The 17,728-nt window shown below is 72.9% G+C and carries 17 protein-coding genes and 1 pseudogene; 10 read left to right on the forward strand and 8 right to left on the reverse strand.

The window, feature by feature from the left end; all coding sequences use genetic code 11:
* Window positions 1–19 precede the first annotated feature (19 nt).
* The 3 genes from ACQP10_RS16225 to ACQP10_RS16235 all read left to right on the forward strand — a co-directional run bounded on the left by ACQP10_RS16225 (window position 20) and on the right by ACQP10_RS16235 (window position 2,170).
* A complete protein-coding gene (locus tag ACQP10_RS16225) occupies window positions 20–1,270 on the forward strand; it encodes an alpha/beta hydrolase family protein (protein ID WP_346019884.1) in 1,251 nt (416 codons plus the stop codon).
* A gap of 125 nt (window positions 1,271–1,395) precedes the next feature.
* The gene (locus ACQP10_RS16230) at window positions 1,396–1,986 is read left to right on the forward strand and encodes a sugar O-acetyltransferase (RefSeq protein ID WP_346019883.1); all 591 of its coding nucleotides are present in this window, start codon (window positions 1,396–1,398) and stop codon (window positions 1,984–1,986) included.
* Window positions 1,987–2,014: 28 nt separating this feature from the next.
* Window positions 2,015–2,170, forward strand: coding sequence for a hypothetical protein (locus ACQP10_RS16235; protein WP_346019882.1), 156 nt, complete (start codon window positions 2,015–2,017; stop codon window positions 2,168–2,170).
* A gap of 24 nt (window positions 2,171–2,194) precedes the next feature.
* Here the strand turns inward: ACQP10_RS16235 and ACQP10_RS16240 are convergent, their stop codons facing one another.
* The 5 genes from ACQP10_RS16240 to ACQP10_RS16260 all read right to left on the reverse strand — a co-directional run bounded on the left by ACQP10_RS16240 (window position 2,195) and on the right by ACQP10_RS16260 (window position 8,777).
* Complete coding sequence (locus ACQP10_RS16240; protein ID WP_346019881.1) at window positions 2,195–3,661, reverse strand: MFS transporter; 1,467 nt, start codon at window positions 3,659–3,661, stop codon at window positions 2,195–2,197.
* Between the two features lie 281 nt (window positions 3,662–3,942).
* Entirely contained in the window at window positions 3,943–6,024 is a 2,082-nt protein-coding gene (locus ACQP10_RS16245; protein WP_346019880.1) for a M4 family metallopeptidase, read from the reverse strand.
* Window positions 6,025–6,335: 311 nt separating this feature from the next.
* Complete coding sequence (locus ACQP10_RS16250) at window positions 6,336–7,298, reverse strand: LysR family transcriptional regulator (protein ID WP_346019879.1); 963 nt, start codon at window positions 7,296–7,298, stop codon at window positions 6,336–6,338.
* Window positions 7,299–7,459: 161 nt separating this feature from the next.
* Window positions 7,460–8,032: a DUF4396 domain-containing protein gene (locus ACQP10_RS16255; protein ID WP_346019878.1), complete on the reverse strand. Its 573-nt coding sequence runs from the start codon at window positions 8,030–8,032 to the stop codon at window positions 7,460–7,462.
* Between the two features lie 196 nt (window positions 8,033–8,228).
* Window positions 8,229–8,777, reverse strand: coding sequence for a hypothetical protein (locus ACQP10_RS16260; protein WP_346019877.1), 549 nt, complete (start codon window positions 8,775–8,777; stop codon window positions 8,229–8,231).
* A gap of 166 nt (window positions 8,778–8,943) precedes the next feature.
* Between ACQP10_RS16260 and tnpA the strand changes: the two are divergent.
* Both tnpA and ACQP10_RS16270 read left to right on the forward strand, forming a co-directional pair.
* Window positions 8,944–9,354 (forward strand): annotated as a pseudogene (tnpA, locus tag ACQP10_RS16265) (IS200/IS605 family transposase).
* Window positions 9,347–10,531: an RNA-guided endonuclease InsQ/TnpB family protein gene (locus ACQP10_RS16270; RefSeq protein WP_346019876.1), complete on the forward strand. Its 1,185-nt coding sequence runs from the start codon at window positions 9,347–9,349 to the stop codon at window positions 10,529–10,531. Before tnpA ends, ACQP10_RS16270 begins: the two are co-directional and overlap by 8 nt.
* Window positions 10,532–10,678: 147 nt before the next feature.
* Here ACQP10_RS16270 and ACQP10_RS16275 read toward each other — a convergent pair whose 3' ends face one another.
* Both ACQP10_RS16275 and ACQP10_RS16280 read right to left on the reverse strand, forming a co-directional pair.
* On the reverse strand, window positions 10,679–11,647 hold the full coding sequence (locus ACQP10_RS16275; protein ID WP_346019875.1) for an ankyrin repeat domain-containing protein: 969 nt from the start codon (window positions 11,645–11,647) through the stop codon (window positions 10,679–10,681).
* 86 nt (window positions 11,648–11,733) lie between these two features.
* A complete protein-coding gene (locus ACQP10_RS16280; protein WP_346019874.1) occupies window positions 11,734–12,393 on the reverse strand; it encodes an endonuclease V in 660 nt (219 codons plus the stop codon).
* Between the two features lie 26 nt (window positions 12,394–12,419).
* On the opposite strand from ACQP10_RS16280, the gene ACQP10_RS16285 reads away from it, so the two are divergent.
* The 3 genes from ACQP10_RS16285 to ACQP10_RS16295 all read left to right on the forward strand — a co-directional run bounded on the left by ACQP10_RS16285 (window position 12,420) and on the right by ACQP10_RS16295 (window position 14,493).
* Window positions 12,420–13,226 carry an MOSC domain-containing protein gene (locus ACQP10_RS16285; protein ID WP_346019873.1) on the forward strand — a complete coding sequence of 269 codons (807 nt, stop codon included), beginning with the start codon at window positions 12,420–12,422 and terminating at the stop codon, window positions 13,224–13,226.
* Between the two features lie 57 nt (window positions 13,227–13,283).
* Complete coding sequence (locus ACQP10_RS16290; RefSeq protein WP_399500310.1) at window positions 13,284–14,042, forward strand: protein phosphatase 2C domain-containing protein; 759 nt, start codon at window positions 13,284–13,286, stop codon at window positions 14,040–14,042.
* Window positions 14,043–14,211: 169 nt separating this feature from the next.
* A complete protein-coding gene (locus ACQP10_RS16295; protein ID WP_433541651.1) occupies window positions 14,212–14,493 on the forward strand; it encodes a hypothetical protein in 282 nt (93 codons plus the stop codon).
* 80 nt (window positions 14,494–14,573) lie between these two features.
* Here ACQP10_RS16295 and ACQP10_RS16300 read toward each other — a convergent pair whose 3' ends face one another.
* Window positions 14,574–15,569, reverse strand: a complete 996-nt coding sequence (locus tag ACQP10_RS16300) for a phosphotransferase family protein (protein WP_433541652.1) — start codon at window positions 15,567–15,569, stop codon at window positions 14,574–14,576.
* 497 nt (window positions 15,570–16,066) lie between these two features.
* Between ACQP10_RS16300 and ACQP10_RS16305 the strand changes: the two genes are divergently transcribed.
* Together ACQP10_RS16305 and ACQP10_RS16310 are read left to right on the forward strand one after the other, a co-directional pair.
* The gene (locus tag ACQP10_RS16305; protein WP_428837512.1) at window positions 16,067–16,369 is read left to right on the forward strand and encodes an MTH1187 family thiamine-binding protein; all 303 of its coding nucleotides are present in this window, start codon (window positions 16,067–16,069) and stop codon (window positions 16,367–16,369) included.
* Between the two features lie 112 nt (window positions 16,370–16,481).
* Window positions 16,482–17,600, forward strand: coding sequence for an MBL fold metallo-hydrolase (locus ACQP10_RS16310; protein ID WP_346019869.1), 1,119 nt, complete (start codon window positions 16,482–16,484; stop codon window positions 17,598–17,600).
* Window positions 17,601–17,728: the final 128 nt, after the last annotated feature.

Raw genomic sequence — 17,728 nt, forward strand, 5'->3', positions numbered from 1 at the left:
GAGAAATACGGATCGGACGATGGGTGCCGAGGCCACCGGCCCGTCCGCCGTTTCCAAGAGCCCGGCGTCCGCCGTCTCGAAAACCGCGGGTAAGGCCGCGGGGCTGGCCGTGCTGGTGCTGGCGGTCTCCCTGCCCGCGGCCGGCGCCGACGCCGGGAGCCCGATCGGAGTGAGCCTGCCCGCGCCCGGCGGTCCCTATCCGGTCGGGACCGTGGCCATGCGGCTGGTCGACCGCTCGCGGCCCGATCCGCTGGTGGCGGCCAGGCCGTACCGGGAGCTGATGATCAGCCTGTGGTACCCGGCGGCGGGCGGTGGGCCGCTCGCGCCGCACATGGCGCCGCTGGCCGCCGCCGACTGGGATCGGCACTCGGCGCCGCCCCTGGGCATCGCCAAGGGCTCCGTCGCCTGGGTCGCCACACGCACCCACGCCCGCGTGGGCGCGCCGGTCGAGCCGCGTGCGGGCAAGCTGCCGGTGGTGCTGTTCGGTTCGGGAGACGGCGGGCCGCGCACGCTGGGCACCACCCTGGTCGAGGACCTGGCCTCACGCGGCTACCTGGTCGTCACCGTCGACCACACCTACGAGGCCGACCAGGTGGAGTTTCCAGGCCGACGCCTGGTGCGCGCCCTGCCGCTGCCCGCGAAGCTGACGCCGAAGGTCATCGCCGAACTGCTGGCCGAGCACGCGGCGGCGCGCCTGGCGGATATGCGCTACGTCCTGGACCAGGTCACCGCCCTGGCCCACGGCCGTCCGATCGGCGGCGCGCTGCCCACGGGGATGCTCGGCGCGCCCGACGTCTCGCGGGTGGGGGCGCTGGGACAGTCGCTGGGCGGGTCGGTCGCCGCGCAGCTGACCCGCGAGGACGCCCGCGTGGACGCGGGCGTCAACCTCGACGGCGCCTATGTCGGCCCGGTGGCCACATATGGCGTGACCAGGCCGTTCCTGCAGCTGGCGGCCGAGACCCACACGCGTGACAGCGAGCCGGGCTGGAAGTCGTTCTGGCGGGCCTCGACCGGATGGAAGCGGGAGCTGCGCTTCAGGGGCGCGGCCCACGGCTCGTTCACCGACCTGCAGCCGCTGCTGCCGCAGATCGCGGTCAAGCTCCCCAAGGTGCCGCTCGCGGACTACGTGGGCACGATCGATCCCGGCCGTTCGGTGGCGGCCCAGCGTGCCTACGTCGGGGCCTTCTTCGACCTGCACCTGCGGGGCAGGCCGACCCACCTGTTCGAGGGCTCCGGCACCCGCTTCCCCGAGGTCTCCCTCATCCCCTGACAAGGCCGCCCCATGGCAGGGTAGGCGGTGCCGATCGGCTGCCGAGATCCGTGGTGTCCGGTTCTTCCCAGCCCCCCGGAACCGGATGTCCCGAAGGCCTACCGACGATGAGTAAGGATCACGCAGTGACGCTTGAAGCCCAGCGCGCGCATATTCTCTCGGGCCGGATGTACAACGACCTCACCGACGAGCTCGTCGAGGCACGCCGGCGCGCCGTGCTGCTGACCACCGAGTACAACAACGGTTTCGGGCAGCCGCAGCACGACCGGGAGGCGATCCTGCGCCGCCTGCTGCGCGAGGTCGGGCGGGACTGCCACTTCGAGCCGACGTTTCGCTGCGAGTTCGGTTTCAACATCAGCATCGGTGACCACTTCTACGCCAACTTCGACTGCATCATGCTGGACGGCGGGGGCATCACCATCGGCCACCGGGTGCTCTTCGGCCCCCGCGTCGGCATCTACACCAGCAACCACGCCATCGACGCCGCCGAACGCGCGGCCGGCGCCTGCTACGCCAAGCCGGTGACGATCGGAGACCGTGTCTGGATCGGCGGCGACGTCACCATCAACCAGAGCGTGACGATCGGCGACGACACGATCATCGGTTCCGGCAGCGTGGTCACCCGCTCGATCCCCTCCGGGGTCATCGCCGTCGGCTCCCCGGCCCGGGTGCTGCGCGCGATCACCGAGGCGGACAAGAGCGGTTACCGGCCCTGATCTTCGGAACCGCCTCCTGGTCCGCCCGGTGGTGATGCGCCACCTCAAGGAGAACGTCGCTCCGCCGCCGCACGGACGGTACGACGAGGTCGGGGCCGAGCTCGTCTCGCAGGTTCCTGAGGACGGATTCGAGAAGCGGGCGTGCCGTACGGCGAGCGGGCGCCGGACCGCCCGCCGGTCGTGATCCGGCCTCGCCCGCCGTACGCGATCAGTGGACCGGTCGTTCCCTGGGGGAGCGGCGGTCGGCCAGGACATCGGCGAAGGCCACCGCCAGCGTCACCACCACGAATCCGATGGTGACGTACAGCGCGTGCCGGAACGCCGTGGCGTAGTCGCCGTGGGAGGAGGTCACCTGGGTGAAGAACGCCGAGCCGACCACGGCGATGCCGACGGCGGTGCCGATGCGCTGCCCGGTCTGCAGCACGCCGCCGGCGCTTCCGGCGTGGGCCACCGGCACCTCCGACAGGGTGAGCGTCTGGTTGGGGGAGATCACCAGGCCGCTGCCCACGCCGGCGACCAGCAGCGGCACCGCGATCGCCCAGGCCACGTGCTGGCCGGGCACCAGCCGTACGGCGATCTCCACGGCGATGAGGCCGACACCGACCAGCACCAGGCCCACCGCCACCAGCGGGCGGCCGAGCCGGGTGACGATCCGGCCGCCGAACACCGAGGCCGCGGCCGACCCCGCCGCGAACGGCGTGCTCGCCAGGCCCGCCGCCAGCGGCGAGTAGTGCAGGCCCTCCTGCAGGTAGAGGGTCAGGATGAAGAAGATCGCGGTGAAGCCCGCGAAGTAGAGCGCCGCGATCAGGGCGCCGAGGCCGTAGGAGCGCCTGCGGAACAGCGCCAGGTCGACGACCGGCTCACCGCGCCGGGCGTACCGGCGCTCCCAGGCCACGAAGACGCCGAGCACCGCGATCCCGGCGGCCGGCAGCAGCCACTTCACCGTGCCGTGCCACTCCTGGCTCTCCACCAGCGGCAGCAGGATCAGCACCACGCCGATGCCCAGCAGCAGCACGCCGACCGGGTCCATGCTCTTGCGCGGCCGTTTCTCCGCCGGTTTGGGGATGTAGCGGTAGGCCAGGACGATGGCGAGGACGCCGATCGGCACGTTGACGTCGAAGACGTAGCGCCAGCCGTCCTGTTCGCCGCCGAGGCGGATGATCACGCCGCCGAGCATCGGGCCGATGGCCGTGGATATGCCGATGGTGGCGCCGAGCAGCCCGAACGCCTTGCCCCGCTCGGCGCCCCGGAAGAGCTGCTGGATGAGCCCGCTGACCTGCGGGTTGATCAGCCCGCCCGCGATGCCCTGGACGAGCCGGGCGACGACCAGCCAGGTCGAGTTCTGCGCGATCCCGGCGGCGGCGCTGGACAGGGTGAACAGGGCGACGCCGAAGGCGAAGGCGTTGCGCCGGCCGTACATGTCGCCGAACCGCCCGGCGGGCACCAGGACCAGCCCGAAGGTGAGCGCGTAGCCGGAGACCACCCACTGCAGGTCGCTCTGCGGGGCTTCGAGGCCGGTGCGGATGGAGGGCAGGGCGACGTTGACGATGCTGACGTCCAGCAGCGTCATGAAACCCGCCACCAGGCAGACGCTCAGCGCCTTCCAGCGGCGCGGGTCGGCGGCCTGGTCGTCCCGCGTGGTCGAGGTGCCTCCCTGCCGGGCCCCGGCGCTCACAGGACCGGAAGCCGGCGCGTGCCGGTCCGTCCAGCGCCGTGCCGGGTTCCGAGCGGCGTCGGCCGCGGGATGGGAGTCATCGTTACCGCCTCGTTCTCTCCGTCGGGGAGCACTTTCCGCTGTTCAGAAGCGCGTACCTACCCCTTTTCGTCAGGTCATTCACCATACCGACCGTCCGGTGCAGGTCATGGCGGAGAACCCGTGAGCGGAGGAGAGGGAGAAACGGGTACGGCGGGCGGCCGTGGCCGCCCGCCGTACCGGGTCGCGGAGCCGTCAGCGGGTCAGGTCCGCTGCCACAGCGCCGGGACGTTCGGCGGCTCCCAGCCGGGCACCGAGGTGTGCCCCTGCAGGCACCGGTAGCCGACGCCGTTGTAGGTCACCGTGTCGCCCACGGCGTAGGAGGTCCAGGCCGCCCAGGTGCCGCCGCCCTGGCCGTCGCCGCCGACGGTGAGGGTGAGCTGCGCCGTGTGAACGGCGTCCGGACCGGTCGCGGTGAGGGTGACCGCGTACGTCCCCGCCGGGGTGTTCGCCGAGGTGGCGACCGTGACGGTGGCGGACTGGCCGGAGCTGATGGAGGCCGGGCTGAAGGACGCGGTCGCCCCGGAGGGCAGGCCCGAGGCGCTCAGCGTGACGTTCTGCGCGTTCCCGGAGGTCACCTGGGTGGACAGCGTCGCGGTCGCCGACCCGCCGGGCTGCACCGTGGCCGAGGACGGGCTCACCGCGACCGAGAAGTCGTTGCCGGTCGGGTTCGGGGTGCAGGTCGGCTCACCGCTCTGCGCCGGGACGCTGACGGCGGACCAGGCGGCCTTGACCGCGTTGACCTCGGTGCAGCCGCCGGGGAAGAGCTGCCGGGCCGCGGCCACGGTGGCGGCGCGGGCCTTGGCGTGCGTCCACGGGGTGGTCTTGCTGTTCAGCCCGGCCATGAAGATCTGCCCGGCCTTCTGGATGCCGATGCCGGTCAGGGACGGGCCGGAGCAGACGGGGCTGGACGGCTTGCCCGCCGGGTTGCTGCCCTCGGCCAGCAGGTAGAACCAGTGGTTCTGCGGGCCGGCCGCCGCGTGCACCTCGGTGTTGGGAATGGCGGAGCTGTAGCAGTTCGGATCGCCCAGCGCGCCCGGGTTGTACATGTTGCGGATCGGGCCGTTGCCGGTGAGGTTGACCTCCTCGCCGACCGTGTAGTCCGGCGGGTCGGCGGAGTTGGCGGCGAAGTGCTCGGTCAGCGCGCCGAAGATGTCACCGGTCGACTCGTTCAGGCCGCCGGCCTCGTTGCCGCTGCCCGCGCCGCCGGACCCGGAGAACTGGAAGATCGCGTGGCCGAACTCGTGGGCCACCACGTCCATCGGCGTGGCCTGCTGGCTGCCGGCCTGGTTGCGCCCGAAGTTGGTGAAGGAGCCGTTCCAGTAGGCGTTGACGTCGGTCAGCCCGACCCGGGCCGGGAACGCGCCGCCCGAGCCGTTGAACCCGTTGCGGCCCAGCCAGGAGCGCAGCATGTCCCACTCCCGCTGGGCGGCGTACAGCGCGTCCACGCAGGCGGTCTCCAGGTCGGTTCCCCGCCCGTTGCCCCAGGAGTCGTCGGTGCCGGTGTAGGCGGCTCCGTTCTGCCCGCCGCAGCGCAGGCCCGACCGGGTGCCGTCGGTCATCGAGTAGGACCCGCCGGAGCCGGAGGTCTGGATGGTCACCGGGTTGCCGTTGTAGAAGGAGTTGCCGGTGCCGGCGCGCACGTCGTCGTAGGAGTCGACGACCGAGCCGTCCCGGGCGTCCACGAAGACGTGCAGCACGCTCGGGGTGCCGTTCGCGGTGGCGCCGGTGACCACGACCTCCCACGCCGTACGGGGCCGCGGACCGGCGGCGTGGACGACGAGGCGGGGCGTGTCGGTGCTCTCCACGGTCGGCAGCAGGCGGCGGGCGGTGGCGGCCGCGGCGTCGGCGCCGATCTTGCTCTTCACGTCCACCTTGATCTCGGCCTGCTGGCCCGAGACCACGGACCCGACCTGATCGCCCGTGCCGTCGGTGGCGACGATCACGTCGCCACCGTAGACCGGCAGCCCGCGGTAGGTGCGCGCGTAGGTGAGGTACTGCAGGCCGCGGGTTCCGATGACGGTCCTGGCCAGGGTGAAGGTGTCGTCGGGGCTCTTGAACAGCGCGCCGGACCTGGCGGAGAGGGCGTCGGCGGCGCTGGCGGCCGCGCGCCTGCGCGCCTCGGGGCCGGGCGGCGCGAACGCCGGCGGGTCGGCGGGCGCGGTGCGGGCGGCGGGGACCGCCTGCGCCGCGGCGGCGGGGACGGCGGCGCTCGCCGCCGGGCCCGTGGTCATGGCGACGGTCGCCAGTACGGCGACCGCGCCCAGTTTGGCCTTGGAATTCACGCGGGGTGACTCCTTCTCGGTTTCCCCTGGGGGGTGGAGGGACGCGAGGAGCCCGGGACGCCCGGTGGCGGGCCCCGCGGGGACGGGGACCCCGCCGGGAGGCGTTCCGACGGTTCGGGCTGGACCAAAACTGACATCGCCGCGGCGGGCCGAATACCCCACGAAATTGCATAACCCGGCCATATGGGGAAGGCGGGGCGGTGGGGCCGGGCGGGCCTCAGGCGGATTCGGGCGGGGCTTCAACCGGGTCCGGGCAGACCTCCGGTGGGCCGGGGCGGCCTCGGGCGCGCCCGGCGAACGCCGGGCGGGCCTCAGGTCAGCGAGGCGAGCGGGCCGTGGCGGTCCAGCCACGCGGCGTAGACCGGGGAGCGGCCCACTCCGGCCCAGTAGGCGGCGGTGACCGCCTGGACCAGCGCGGCGGAGTGCGGGGCCACCGGACCCAGTTCGGTCCATCCGATCATGTGGCGGAAGCGCAGCGGGGTCCCGGTGAGGGGCCGGATGGCGATCCCGGGGTAACCCTTGCTCGTCGCCTGGAACATCCCCACGCACCGGGCCGAGGCGATGAGGTCGAGGGCGAGGCCGAGGTCGGCGGAGTAGGCGATCTGCGGCGTGAAGCCCTGCCCGGCGCAGGCCGCCCAGAAGTGCTCCCGGTGCCCGGTCTCGGCCAGCGCGTGCAGGCTCCAGTCCTCGGCCGCGAGATCGCGCAGCTCGATCTCCTCCCGCCCGGCGAGGGGGTGAGACTCGGCCATCCCGACGAAGATCGGCTCGACGGCGACGCCCGCGTACCGCACGCCCGGGGGCGGCGACAGCTCGTGCCCCGGGTAGTCGCCGAGGGTGGCCAGCTCCAGCCGCTCGGACTCCAGCAGCCCCGGCAGCAGGTCCATGGCCTCCTCGGTGCGGACGACGACGTCGGCGCCGGGCAGGAGTTCCCCGAGGCACTTGATGACGTTGATCGCCAGGTGGCTGGACATGCAGCCCACCCGGACCGTGACCCGCTCGGCGGCCTGCCCGGCGTAGCGCATGCCGTCCCGGCGCAGCTCGTCGAAGGCGGGCAGCAGCGAGCGCGAGCGCACCAGCACCCAGGCGCCGAGCTGGGTGGGCCGGGCTCCGTCCCGGCCCCGCTCGAACAGCGGCCCGCCGAACATCCTCTCGATGCGCCGCAGTTGCGTGGCGAGCGCCGGCTGGGACATCTTCAGCGTGGTCGCCGCCTTGGAGATGCTGCCCGAGTCGGCGATCGCACAGATCGCGCGTAGATGACGTACTTCCAGGTCCACACCGGCAGATTAATAGTTAATAATCTTTCCGATAAGCCTTGTGGCGGAAACGCCGGGAAACGCCTGGAAACGGCGCCCCCGCCTGGCCGCGTGGCCGGGCGGGGAAGACTGGGCGTGGCCGCCTGCGGCCTGCCCGGATCGGGACGTCCCGCCTCGCGCCGTCAGTGGTGGTGGGCGTGGGCGACGGCGTGCCCCCGGCCGCGGGCGATCATCCAGCGGTTGACCGGCACCGTCACCACGAAGGCCAGGGCGAGGGAGAAGGCCAGCGACGCCCAGAACAGCACGGTGGTCAGGCCCGCGTCCATGGCCCCGGGGACGGCGACCATCACGGTGTTGTCGATGATCTCCATGACCACGATGGACACGGTGTCGGCGGCCAGCGCCACCTTCAGCGCCTGGCGAAGGCTCAGACCGGCCCTGAGCATGCCGCGCATGGTGAGCGCGTAGCCGAAGACGAAGGCCAGCGCGACCGACAGCGCCACGGTGGCGCCCGCGTGCAGCCCGGCCGCGGTCCCGATGACCATGCCCAGGACCTCTCCGATGGCGCAGCCGGTCAGGCAGTGCAGGGTCGCCTGTGCGGCGGTGCGCCAGGAGGCGTCACCGTGGCCGTGAGGGCCGCCCTGGGAGCCGTCGTGCCCGCCGGAGCCGGTGCCGGTGTGGTCGTGCCCGCCGGGGTGGATGCCGCCGTGCGGGTGCGCGCCGCCGCCATGGCCGGCGTGGTCCGTGTGGTCCATGCTCGTCGCCCCTTCCTTTCTTCCCGGATCGCGAACCGGCCGGCCCGCGACCCATGGAACCGGATACCCCGTTCGGGTATCACGGTAACGCGAGGACGAACCGGCGGCGTTCCGGGAGGAACGTGCGGGGCGCGGCCGGCCGCGGATCCAGGCGGCGGATCGGGCGGCGGATCGGGCCCGGACGCGGCCGGGCCCTTCAGTCCGAGGTGTGCTGCCAGTAGGGATCGCGGTAGAGCACGACCGAGGGTCCGCGCAGCATCTCGTCGGGGGCCGAGACCAGGATGAGCTCACCCGCCGCCTCCAGCCGGCGGAGGATCTCCCGGACCCGCGGGCCCACCGGCAGGCGGCCCACCGGAAGCCCCAGGGCGTCGCGGACGGCGTCGGCCACCTGCGACAGGCGGAACGGCTCCCTCATCGGCGCGATGATCGTGCGGACGACGTCGGGGGTGATCATCCTCTCGGCCTCGGCGTAGGCGAGGTTCCAGGTGACCTGGACCTTGCGGCGGCCGGTGCCGGCGCAGGCCGTGCACGTCTGCGAGTAGCCCGGCACGACGTCCTCGGTGGTGGAGCCCAGGCAGGCGGTGCACTGCTGCGTCTCCAGGGCGTGCAGTTCGGCCGAGGCCCGGTAGGGAAGCCGCTTGCCGCAGAAGCAGAGATAGGTCCGGTAGCCGCCCCTGACCAGGGCGAGATCGTCGGCGTCCTCGGGGATCTCATCCCACATCGCGGTGATCGTGTGCTTTTCCATCAGATCCTCCCGAGGGGATCGTCGTCTTTAGACGACGGGGGAATCGGGAGCGGGAGGGCCACCAAGGCCCGAGCGTGCCCTGACCGACCGGGTCTGCGCATCGGAGTTCTCCAATCATCGCGCGTTAGATAGATAGTGCTGTTGTAATGATCGTGTGACTCGTCAGGTGCGCACCTCCCCCGGCGCGGCGTACGACCTCGGATACCACGTCGTGTGATGCCCGAAGTACCGCCGCCCCGTTCTGGGCGGCCGGGTCAAAGACCGCCTGGAGGAGTCGATCTGCGCCAAGGCCGCCGCACACGGCTGGGGAACCGGGGCGCTGGAGGTCATGCCCGGCCACGTGCACCTGTTCGTCAAGCCGCACCCGAAGAGCGCGCCCTCGTATGTGGCCGACCGGTTCAAGGGCTTCACCTCCCACCACCTGCGCGGCGAGTTTCCGCACCTGCGCTCCCGGCTCCCCACGCTGTGGTCGCGGTCGTACTTCGTGGCCACGGCCGGCGCGGTGTCCGCCGAGACGGTGCGGTACCACATCGAAACCCAGTACGAGCGCACCCCCACGGGGGAGAGCCGTGCGTAGGTCGTACAAGTTTCTGATCCGCCCGACCAGCAAGCAGGCCGCCGCGCTGACGGCGTGCCTGGAGGATCATCGTGCCCTGTACAACGCCGCGCTGGAGCACCGCCGCACCGCCTACGCCAAGACCGGGGTGAGCATCCGCTACGGTGATCAGTCGGCCGAGTTGAAGCACATCCGTGCCGACGACGCCGACGGTCAGGGCCGGTGGTCGTTCTCCTCCCAGCAGGCCACCCTGCGCCGTCTCGACAAGGCGTTCGCGGCGTTCTTCGCCCGCGTCAAGGCCGGGCGCACGCCGGGGTTCCCGAGATTCAAGGGCAAGGGCTGGTTCGATACCGTGACGTGGCCGAAGGATGGCGACGGCTGCCGGTGGGACTCCCAGCCCGACCACCCGACCGCGACGTTCGTCCGCCTCCAGGGCGTCGGGCACGTCCGTGTTCACCGGCACCGGCCCGTAAGGGGCACCGTCAAAACGATCAGCGTGAAGCGGGAAGGTTCCCGCTGGTACGTCGCGCTGTCGTGTGATGACGTTCCCGCCCGGCCGCTCCCGGCGACGGGTGCGGTCGTCGGACTGGACCTGGGCGTCGCCTGGCTGGTCACCACCTCGGATGGGGAGCACCTGGCCAACCCGCGCCACCTGACCGCGTCCGCCGAACAACTGACGGCGGCACAGCAGGCGCTGTTCCGCAAGAAGCGCGGGTCCAAACGTCGCCGCAAGGCCGTGGCGCGAATCGCCGCCCTGCACGCCAAGGTGCGCCGCCGGCGCCTGGACGGCGCGCACAAGGCCGCCCTCGCCGTGGTGCGCGGCTACGACGTCATCGTGCATGAGGACCTGCGGATCGCGAACATGACCCGTTCGGCGTCCGGCACGATCGACGCCCCAGGGCGGAGCGTCGCCGCGAAGTCCGGCCTCAACCGTTCGATTCTGGACGCGGGTTGGGGGGTGTTCCTGACGATCCTGTCGCACAAGGCTGAAAGCGCCGGTCGAGAGCTGATCACGGTGAACCCCGCCAACACCTCCCGCACCTGCTCGCGTTGCGGGCACGTGGCGAAGGAGAACCGCCTCACCCAGGCCGCGTTCCGGTGCGTGACGTGCGGGCATGCCGCGCACGCCGACGTGAACGCGGCCAAGAACATTCTCAGGGCAGGGCTTGCCCTTCGCGGCGTCGCGCAAGCGGCTTAGCGAGAAGCCGCTCTCTTCAGGGAGCGGAGGAGTCACGGTCGTGCGACTCTACCGATCCCGGCCTCGCACCCGCCCGTTCCGGGGGCCGTGCCGCCCGCAGAACCCACGCGGGACCGGCCCCGCGCCGCCCGCCGCGCCGGCGGGCCGTCAGGTCGCCGACGCGACGGGGACCAGCCGCATCGGCGCGCTCCAGAGCCACTCCTCGGTGACGTAGACGCCGGTCAGCAGGGTCATCAGCGCCAGGATCCGCTCGGCGGAGGTGGAGGGGTGCGCGCCGCAGTCGCCGAAGTGGCACATCCACAACTCCAGCGGGCTGTCGTCGCTGAGCTGGTCGTAGACGGAGGGCCGCCCGACGTTGAACCCGTCGCGCCAGATGTCCACCGAGGAGCCGCAGTCGGGGAAGGCCCCGGCCAGCACGCCGCCCCCGGTGGTGACCATCCGGGCGACGCCGTCCCGCACCGGCAGGGAGCCTTCGGGCTGGGCGAGCACCACCCCGCCGCCGGGCGGGCAGGCCACCCGCAGCACCTCGCCGCCGCGGGTCAGCTCCGTCTCCCGCAGCGCGCCGGCCGCCACCGGCGGGCACAGGCCGGGGGAGGACCCCAGGCGCCGGACGACCTCCTTCTCGCTCACCCCGCCGACGAAGGCCAGGCAGAAGCCCTCGGCGTAGTCCTCGTAGGAGAACATCATCTCGTCGACGGTCTCCTGGAGGTCGCGCAGCCGGTGCCCGATGCGCGGCGCCCCGGGCAGGTCGGCGAACATGTCGGCCAGTTCGGTGAAGAGGGCCTGCACGCCGGGGGAGCGTCCGGCGATGCACGGCCGCCACGGGTCGGCGCCCGCGTCCAGCAGCGTCCGGACGGCGTCCTCCTGGCCGTGCCGTACGGCCTCCCACAGCGGGGTCGCGCCGTACCGGTCGGCGGGATCGACCTCGGCGCCCGCGGCGAGCAGCAGCTCGATCACCTGCGTCGCGCCCTCCTGGGCCGCCTGGTGCAGTGGCGTCGAGCGCAGCCAGAAGAGCCGCCGGCCGGGGTCGAACCCGCTCGCCAGGCGCGCCCTGATCTCCTCCAGGTTCGTGTCACGCCAGACGCCGACGTCGCCGCTCCACCCGTCGTCACTCACATTCCGGTCCCATCTCATCACGCTGAAGGATCAAACACGCTGAAGGATCAAACCAGCCTAAGCCGACATTTTCCTCGGTGTCCGGATCAGAGACCCGCCAGGGCCCGGCGGGACAGCCGGTCGGCGACGCGGGTGGTCTCCGGGAGACGGTAGGAGGGGGTCAGCGCGAGGACGTTGTGGCAGGCCGTGTCCAGGTCGACACGGTGGCCCACCGAGACGAAGACCGGCTTGACCCCGTCCCGGGTGCGCAGCACGCGGCCGACCACCTCGCCGTCCAGCGTCAGGTCGCTCGCCGAGCCCCGCTCCGGGCCCGGCTCGGCATAGGAGCCGACGAAGGCCGTCTTGCCGACCCCGATCGCCGGTAGGCCGGTCAGCACGCCCAGGTGGCAGGCCAGGCCGAAACGGCGGGGGTGGGCCAGGCCGTACCCGTCGCACACGACCAGGTCGGGGGTGACGGTCAGGCGGCCCAGCGCGTCGAGGAGGGCGGGCAGCTCCCGGAAGGCCAGCAGGCCGGGGACGTAGTCGAAGGCCACCGGGGCGCCGACCGTCACCTGCTCGACGACCTCCAGCGTGCCGCCGTCCAGCACCGCCACCGCCGCGGCCAGCCGGTCCCCGGCGTAGGCCACGTCCACCCCGGCCACCAGGGCGGGCCGCCGCGGCCCCGGCCCGGTGAGGTCCAGCAGCGGCCGCAACTCGTCCTGGATCGCCTCGGCCTCGGCGACGGACCGGGGGGCTTGTGTCTGCATGAACCTATGATCGGTATTTTTGTGGCATGAGTGTGTATCGGGGTCGTGTCCAGCGGGTCCTCAGGTGGCCGGTGAAGTCGCTGCGCGGCGAGGAACTCGAAGGGGCGCGCCTCGACGAGCGCGGCCTGGCCGGGGACCGCGCCTACTCGCTGGTCGACGGGCGCGAGCACCACGGCGGCAAGGTGCTGACCGTACGGCAGCGCGCCGAGATGCTCCACTGGAGCAGTGCCCTGCCCGCAGCGGACATCCTCCCGTCCGGTACGGACGTCCCGGACGGCACGGAGCGCGGCGCGGGCGGTACGGCGGGCGGGCCCGTGCTGACCGCCCCCGACGGCACCGTCTGGCACTGGGACGACCCCGGCCTGACCGCCGCCCTGCGGGAGTCCCTGGGCGTCCCGCTGAGCCTGCGCGCCGCCGACGGCCAGCAGGACCGCGGGCCTACCGTCCTGGTGACCTGCGAGGCGTCCCGCGCGGCGCTGGAGGAGGAACTGGGCGCGCCGCTGGACGTGCTCCGGTTCCGGCCCAACCTGCACCTCGACCTCGACGCGCCGGCCTTCGCCGAGGAGGACTGGGGTCCGGGGACCGTCATCACCGCGGGCGAGACGGAGCTCACGGTGACCGGCCCCCACACCGGGCCGTGCATCCGCTGCGCCGTGCCGAGCTGGGACCCGCACGGCCTGGAGCGCTGGCCCGAGCTGCAGAAGTGGCTGATCGCCGAGCACGCGAACAAGTTCGGCGTCATCATGCGGGTCACCCGCCCCGGCACCGTACGGCGGGGCGACCCGGCGACCGCGAGCCCCGCGCCCCCGGAGGCGCCGGCGGGCGGTTCCTGAGGCCGCGAGGGAGAATCCCCGGCGGCCGGGCCCGAAACCGACGGAGACCGGTACCCGATGCGCATCGCCTATGAGACCGCCGCGGCTCCCGGCCGCCCGCACAACGAGGACTTCGTGGTCGCCGGTCCCGACTGGGTCGCGGTGCTCGACGGCGCGACCGCCCCGGCCGGCGTCGCCTCCGGCTGCGTGCACGACGTGCCGTGGCTGGTCGCCCGGCTCGGCGGCGCCCTGGCCCACCGGCTCGCGACGGGGCCGCGGGAGGGCCTGCCCGACCTGGTGGCCGCCGCCATCCGGGACACGATGGCGGCGCACGGCAACGTCTGCGACCTGACCAGCCCCGACAGCCCGTCGTCGACGATGGCGGTCCTGCGCCGCCGCGGCGACGTGCTGGACCACCTGGTGTTGTGCGACTCGCCGATCGTGCTGCGGCACACCGGCGGCGCCGTCACCGTGGTCGACGACGACCGCCTCGATCACCTGCCGGGCGGCCGGCCGTACAGCCGGGAGCTGGTCCGCGGCCTGCGCAACCGGCCGGGCGGGTTCTGGGTGGCGTCCGTCGTCCCCGAGGCGGCGTACGAGGCGCGGGCCGGGTCGGTGCCGCTGGCGGACGTGTCGGGCGCGCTGCTGGCCACCGACGGCGTGACCCGCCTGGTCGAGGCGTACGGCTGGACGTGGGAGCGGCTCGTCGCCGTCGCCGGCTCCGACGGACCCGGCCGGCTCATCGCCGAGGTGCGGGCGGCCGAGCTGGAGCACGGCGCGCCGTACCCCACCGCCAAAGTCCACGACGACGCCACCGCGGCCTGGGTGACCTGGTGACCGTCGACGGGCTGGGCCGCTGAGCGTCGCCGCTCCGCCGGATTCCGGTCGATCTCAATGACGGGCGGCAGGGTGGCCCATGCCGGGATGCCGCTCCGCCGGACCGTCTCAGACGCCTTGAGATGATCCGTCACGGAACGTTCAGTGCGGGCCGGCCGTCTGATCGATCATGAACCTGCGGCACCTGAAACGCTCACCCGCTCTGCTGGGGGCTCTGGCGGCGCCGTTGCTGTACGCCGGAGCGACCATGATCGCGCTCCGGTCGGCCGCCCAGACAGGGCTCGACTCCTTGCACGAAAACCCCCTGCTGCCGAGCCGGCTGGACGGGGAGATCGCGTCGGCGCGGGGGGTGGCGCTCTGCATCGCTCTCATCCTCGCCGCCGAGGCCGCCGTGCTCGCCGCGCTGGTCGTCTGGCTGTCCGCCGCGGTCAGACGGACCTCGGCCTCCTGACGGCCGACGCCGCGGCCACGGTGGCCACGGTGGCCACGGCGTCGTCTGCCCGCCGGCACCCCATGCCGGCGGCGCCGCGGTCAGGTCAGCTCGGCCAGTACCGCCGCCAGGTCGTCGTAGGTGCCGCGGACGCCCCCGGTGTCGCCCAGGCGGTGGCGCTCCAGGCGGATGGCCCCGATATGGCGGGCCTCGTAGATCCGCGAGCGCCACACCGCCGAGGGAGAGCGGTCCGGCGCGCCGTAGCCGTCGTCGTCCCAGAACGCGTCACGCTCGGTACCGGGCCTGGCCAGCGCCATCCGGATCGTCCAGTCCGCCGCTGGATCGCCCCACAAGGTCCGGTCCAGGTCCAGGACCCCGGTGATCAGGGGCTCCGGGGCGGTGGCGTCCAGCATCACGTTGACGGTCCACAGATCGCCGGAGAGCATGCACGGCTCCGTGATCTCGTCGAGGAGCAGGTGGTGCTCGGCGGCCAGGGCCGTTACCTCGCGCAGGTCGGCGGCGTCCAAGCCGATACCGTCCAGGTCGGCGGCGATGTCCCGCAGGGACGCGATCACCGCCTGACTCCAGGTGATGTACGACGGACCCGCGACGGGGCCGAAGTGCGGGCCGCGCACCGCGTGCACCGCTTTGGCGATCGAGCCCATCTGCCGGAAGAACCCGGGCCGGGCCGAACGCGGATAGGCGCCGAGGCGGTCCGGGGCGGGCACGCCGTCGAGCAGGCTCTGGATCATCCAGTCCCGGCCGATCACCTCGTGTGACCAGTCCGCCGCGACCACCTGCGGCATCAGCGGCGCGATCGCCGTGAGCCACGGCAGGCTCGCATACTCGTTGCGCATCAGTTGCCGCTCGGACCGGAACTGCCGCTCCGGCTCCGGGGCGACCCGCAGGATCACCGGTCGTTCCTGCCCGGTCACGGTGACGCGGTAGGTGGTGTTGTACATCCCCAGGCCCAGTTCGACGGCGGAGACGGCACGGGCGTCAGCGCCGAAGACACGATGACAGATCGCCTGGATCTCCTCTGCGGTCACCGACTGCTGGAACGCCTGCGCGCAGCGCTCGATCGGCTGGAATTCCATGGGGACTCCTCGGTCTGGTGGGGATGCGGGCAGCCGGGATCGGCGCCGTCGCCGGCCGAAGGCGGTCGGCACGGAGGTGGTGACTCCACCTTGACGCAGGCGGGTTCCGGGGTCAGTGCACCTTTTGTCCCCGAGCGGCGATCTGCTGGTCGCGGCATGACCGCGGGTTTGGTGTTCGGCCGGCGACGTGAGAAGCCCCTGGTAGAGGGATTGATCACCCCAACCGGATCTGTCGCCACCGGGGGCTTCCGGTGTTGTTCTACCGTGCCGCGGTCGATTTGTCGCGTCCGACGCCGGACTGCGTGGCCGGACCGGTCTCGCCTTCGAAGAGGACCGGAGTTCGGGTGAGCGCCGACCTGCGGTGATCTACGGCGTCGGATTTCTCACCCTCGCGGGGAAGCAGGCCCGCGCCCACGCGGTTGGGCATGCACGGGCGGGTGGGCAGAATGGGCTGTCCGGCTGGGCCGAGGGCGTCGCCGCCGGGGGAGGAGAGGGTCATGTCGGTGCTGGTGGCGTTCAGCGTGACGCCGATCGGGGCGGGGGAGGACGTCGGCGAGCTCGTCGCCGACGCGGTGCGGGTGGTTCGCGACTCGGGCCTGCCGAACCGTACGGACGCCATGTTCACCACGATCGAGGGTGACGACTGGGACCAGGTGATGGGGGTCGTCAGGGACGCGGTCGCGGCGGTGGAGGCCCGGTGCGGCCGGGTCAGCCTCGTGCTGAAGGCCGACATCCGCGCGGGTGAGGGCGGCCGGATGGAGAGCAAGGTCGCCACCGTGGAGCGGCACCTGGCACGGTGACCGTCCGCGGCGCCGGGGACCACGAGGGCGGCCCCCCTGCCGGGTCCCGTACGGCGAGGCGGAAAAATGACCCCGGAAGACATACCAGGCACATTCCAGGAAGTGGTGACCGATGGCGGGAAGAGGATCGGCCGGGAAGCTCCTCGCGGGCGGGCTGGCACTGGCCGCGCTCGGGTGGGCGGTCAGGGAGGTGCCGTCCGAGCTGGGCGGCCGGGCCAGGGGGGAGAGGCTGGAGCGGATGCGGCGCTCGCCGCGGTTCCGCGACGGCGCCTTCCACAACCCCGTGCCGAGCACGTACACCCCATCGCCGAGCAGCTTCCCGGAGATGCTCAGGGAGATGGCCGCCGGCAGTGACGGGCGGCGGCCGAGCGCGCCGGTGCCCCTGGTGGCGTCGCCGGCCGTACCGCCGTCGGAGAACGGCCTGAGCGCCGTCTGGTACGGCCATGCCACCACGCTGGTGGAGATCGAGGGGCGGCGGGTCCTGTTCGACCCCGTGTGGAGCGACCGGGTGTCGCCGTCCCGGCTGGTCGGCCCGCGGCGGCTGCACCCGATGCCGGCCCCGATGGAGAGCCTGCCGCCGGTCGACGCGATCGTGATCTCCCACGACCACTACGACCACCTCGACCGGGCGACGGTCCGCGCGCTCACCGCATCGCACACCGCGCCGTTCCTGGTCCCGCTCGGCATCGGCGCCCACCTGGAGCGCTGGGGCGTGCCCGCGCCGCGGATCGTCGAGCTCGACTGGGAGGAGGAGGCGAGCGTCGCGGGGCTGCGGTTCGTCTCCACCGCCGCCCGGCACTTCTCCGGGCGCACGCTCACCCGCAACGACACCCTGTGGGGGTCGTGGGCGGTCATCGGCGAGAACCGCCGGGTCTTCTACGCCGGGGACTCCGGCTACTTCGACGGCTACGCGAAGATCGGCGCGGCGCACGGCCCCTTCGACCTGACGCTCATGCCGATCGGCGCCTACAGCCCCGCCTGGCCCGACATCCACATGACGCCGGAGGAGGCGGTCGCCGCCCACCTGGACCTGGGCGGGCGGCTGTTCCTGCCCGTTCACTGGGCGACGTTCAACCTGGCGTTCCACGCGTGGGCCGAGCCGGTCGACCGTCTCTGGCGGGAGAGCAAGGCCCGGGGCGTCGGCATCGCCGTCCCGCGTCCGGGGGACCGGATCGACGTGGACGACGTCCCGCTGGTGGAGAGCTGGTGGGAGATGTTCGGCCCCCGCTGAGCGTCCGGCCCCGCCCACCGCCCGGGCCCCGGCCGGTCGGCTCCTCCACGCTGACCGCAGGGGCCCGGCCGGCCGGTTCCGCCGCACTGACCGCCGGGGCCCGAGCGGCGCCGCTCCGGTTCCGGGCC

Source organism: Streptosporangium sandarakinum (genome assembly GCF_050942225.1).
Lineage (GTDB): Bacteria > Actinomycetota > Actinomycetes > Streptosporangiales > Streptosporangiaceae > Streptosporangium > Streptosporangium nondiastaticum.

What these genes read in the sequence shown, in the direction of transcription:
- ACQP10_RS16310 (WP_346019869.1), top strand. Translation starts at nt 16,482, where the DNA reads ATGGCGGGAAGAGGATCGGCCGGGAAGCTCCTCGCGGGCGGGCTGGCA.
- ACQP10_RS16255 (WP_346019878.1), bottom strand. Translation starts at nt 8,032, where the DNA reads ATGGACCACACGGACCACGCCGGCCATGGCGGCGGCGCGCACCCGCAC.
- ACQP10_RS16280 (WP_346019874.1), bottom strand. Translation starts at nt 12,393, where the DNA reads ATGCAGACACAAGCCCCCCGGTCCGTCGCCGAGGCCGAGGCGATCCAG.
- ACQP10_RS16260 (WP_346019877.1), bottom strand. Translation starts at nt 8,777, where the DNA reads ATGGAAAAGCACACGATCACCGCGATGTGGGATGAGATCCCCGAGGAC.
- ACQP10_RS16305 (WP_428837512.1), top strand. Translation starts at nt 16,067, where the DNA reads ATGTCGGTGCTGGTGGCGTTCAGCGTGACGCCGATCGGGGCGGGGGAG.
- ACQP10_RS16225 (WP_346019884.1), top strand. Translation starts at nt 20, where the DNA reads ATGGGTGCCGAGGCCACCGGCCCGTCCGCCGTTTCCAAGAGCCCGGCG.
- ACQP10_RS16285 (WP_346019873.1), top strand. Translation starts at nt 12,420, where the DNA reads ATGAGTGTGTATCGGGGTCGTGTCCAGCGGGTCCTCAGGTGGCCGGTG.
- ACQP10_RS16295 (WP_433541651.1), top strand. Translation starts at nt 14,212, where the DNA reads ATGAACCTGCGGCACCTGAAACGCTCACCCGCTCTGCTGGGGGCTCTG.
- ACQP10_RS16290 (WP_399500310.1), top strand. Translation starts at nt 13,284, where the DNA reads ATGCGCATCGCCTATGAGACCGCCGCGGCTCCCGGCCGCCCGCACAAC.
- ACQP10_RS16300 (WP_433541652.1), bottom strand. Translation starts at nt 15,569, where the DNA reads ATGGAATTCCAGCCGATCGAGCGCTGCGCGCAGGCGTTCCAGCAGTCG.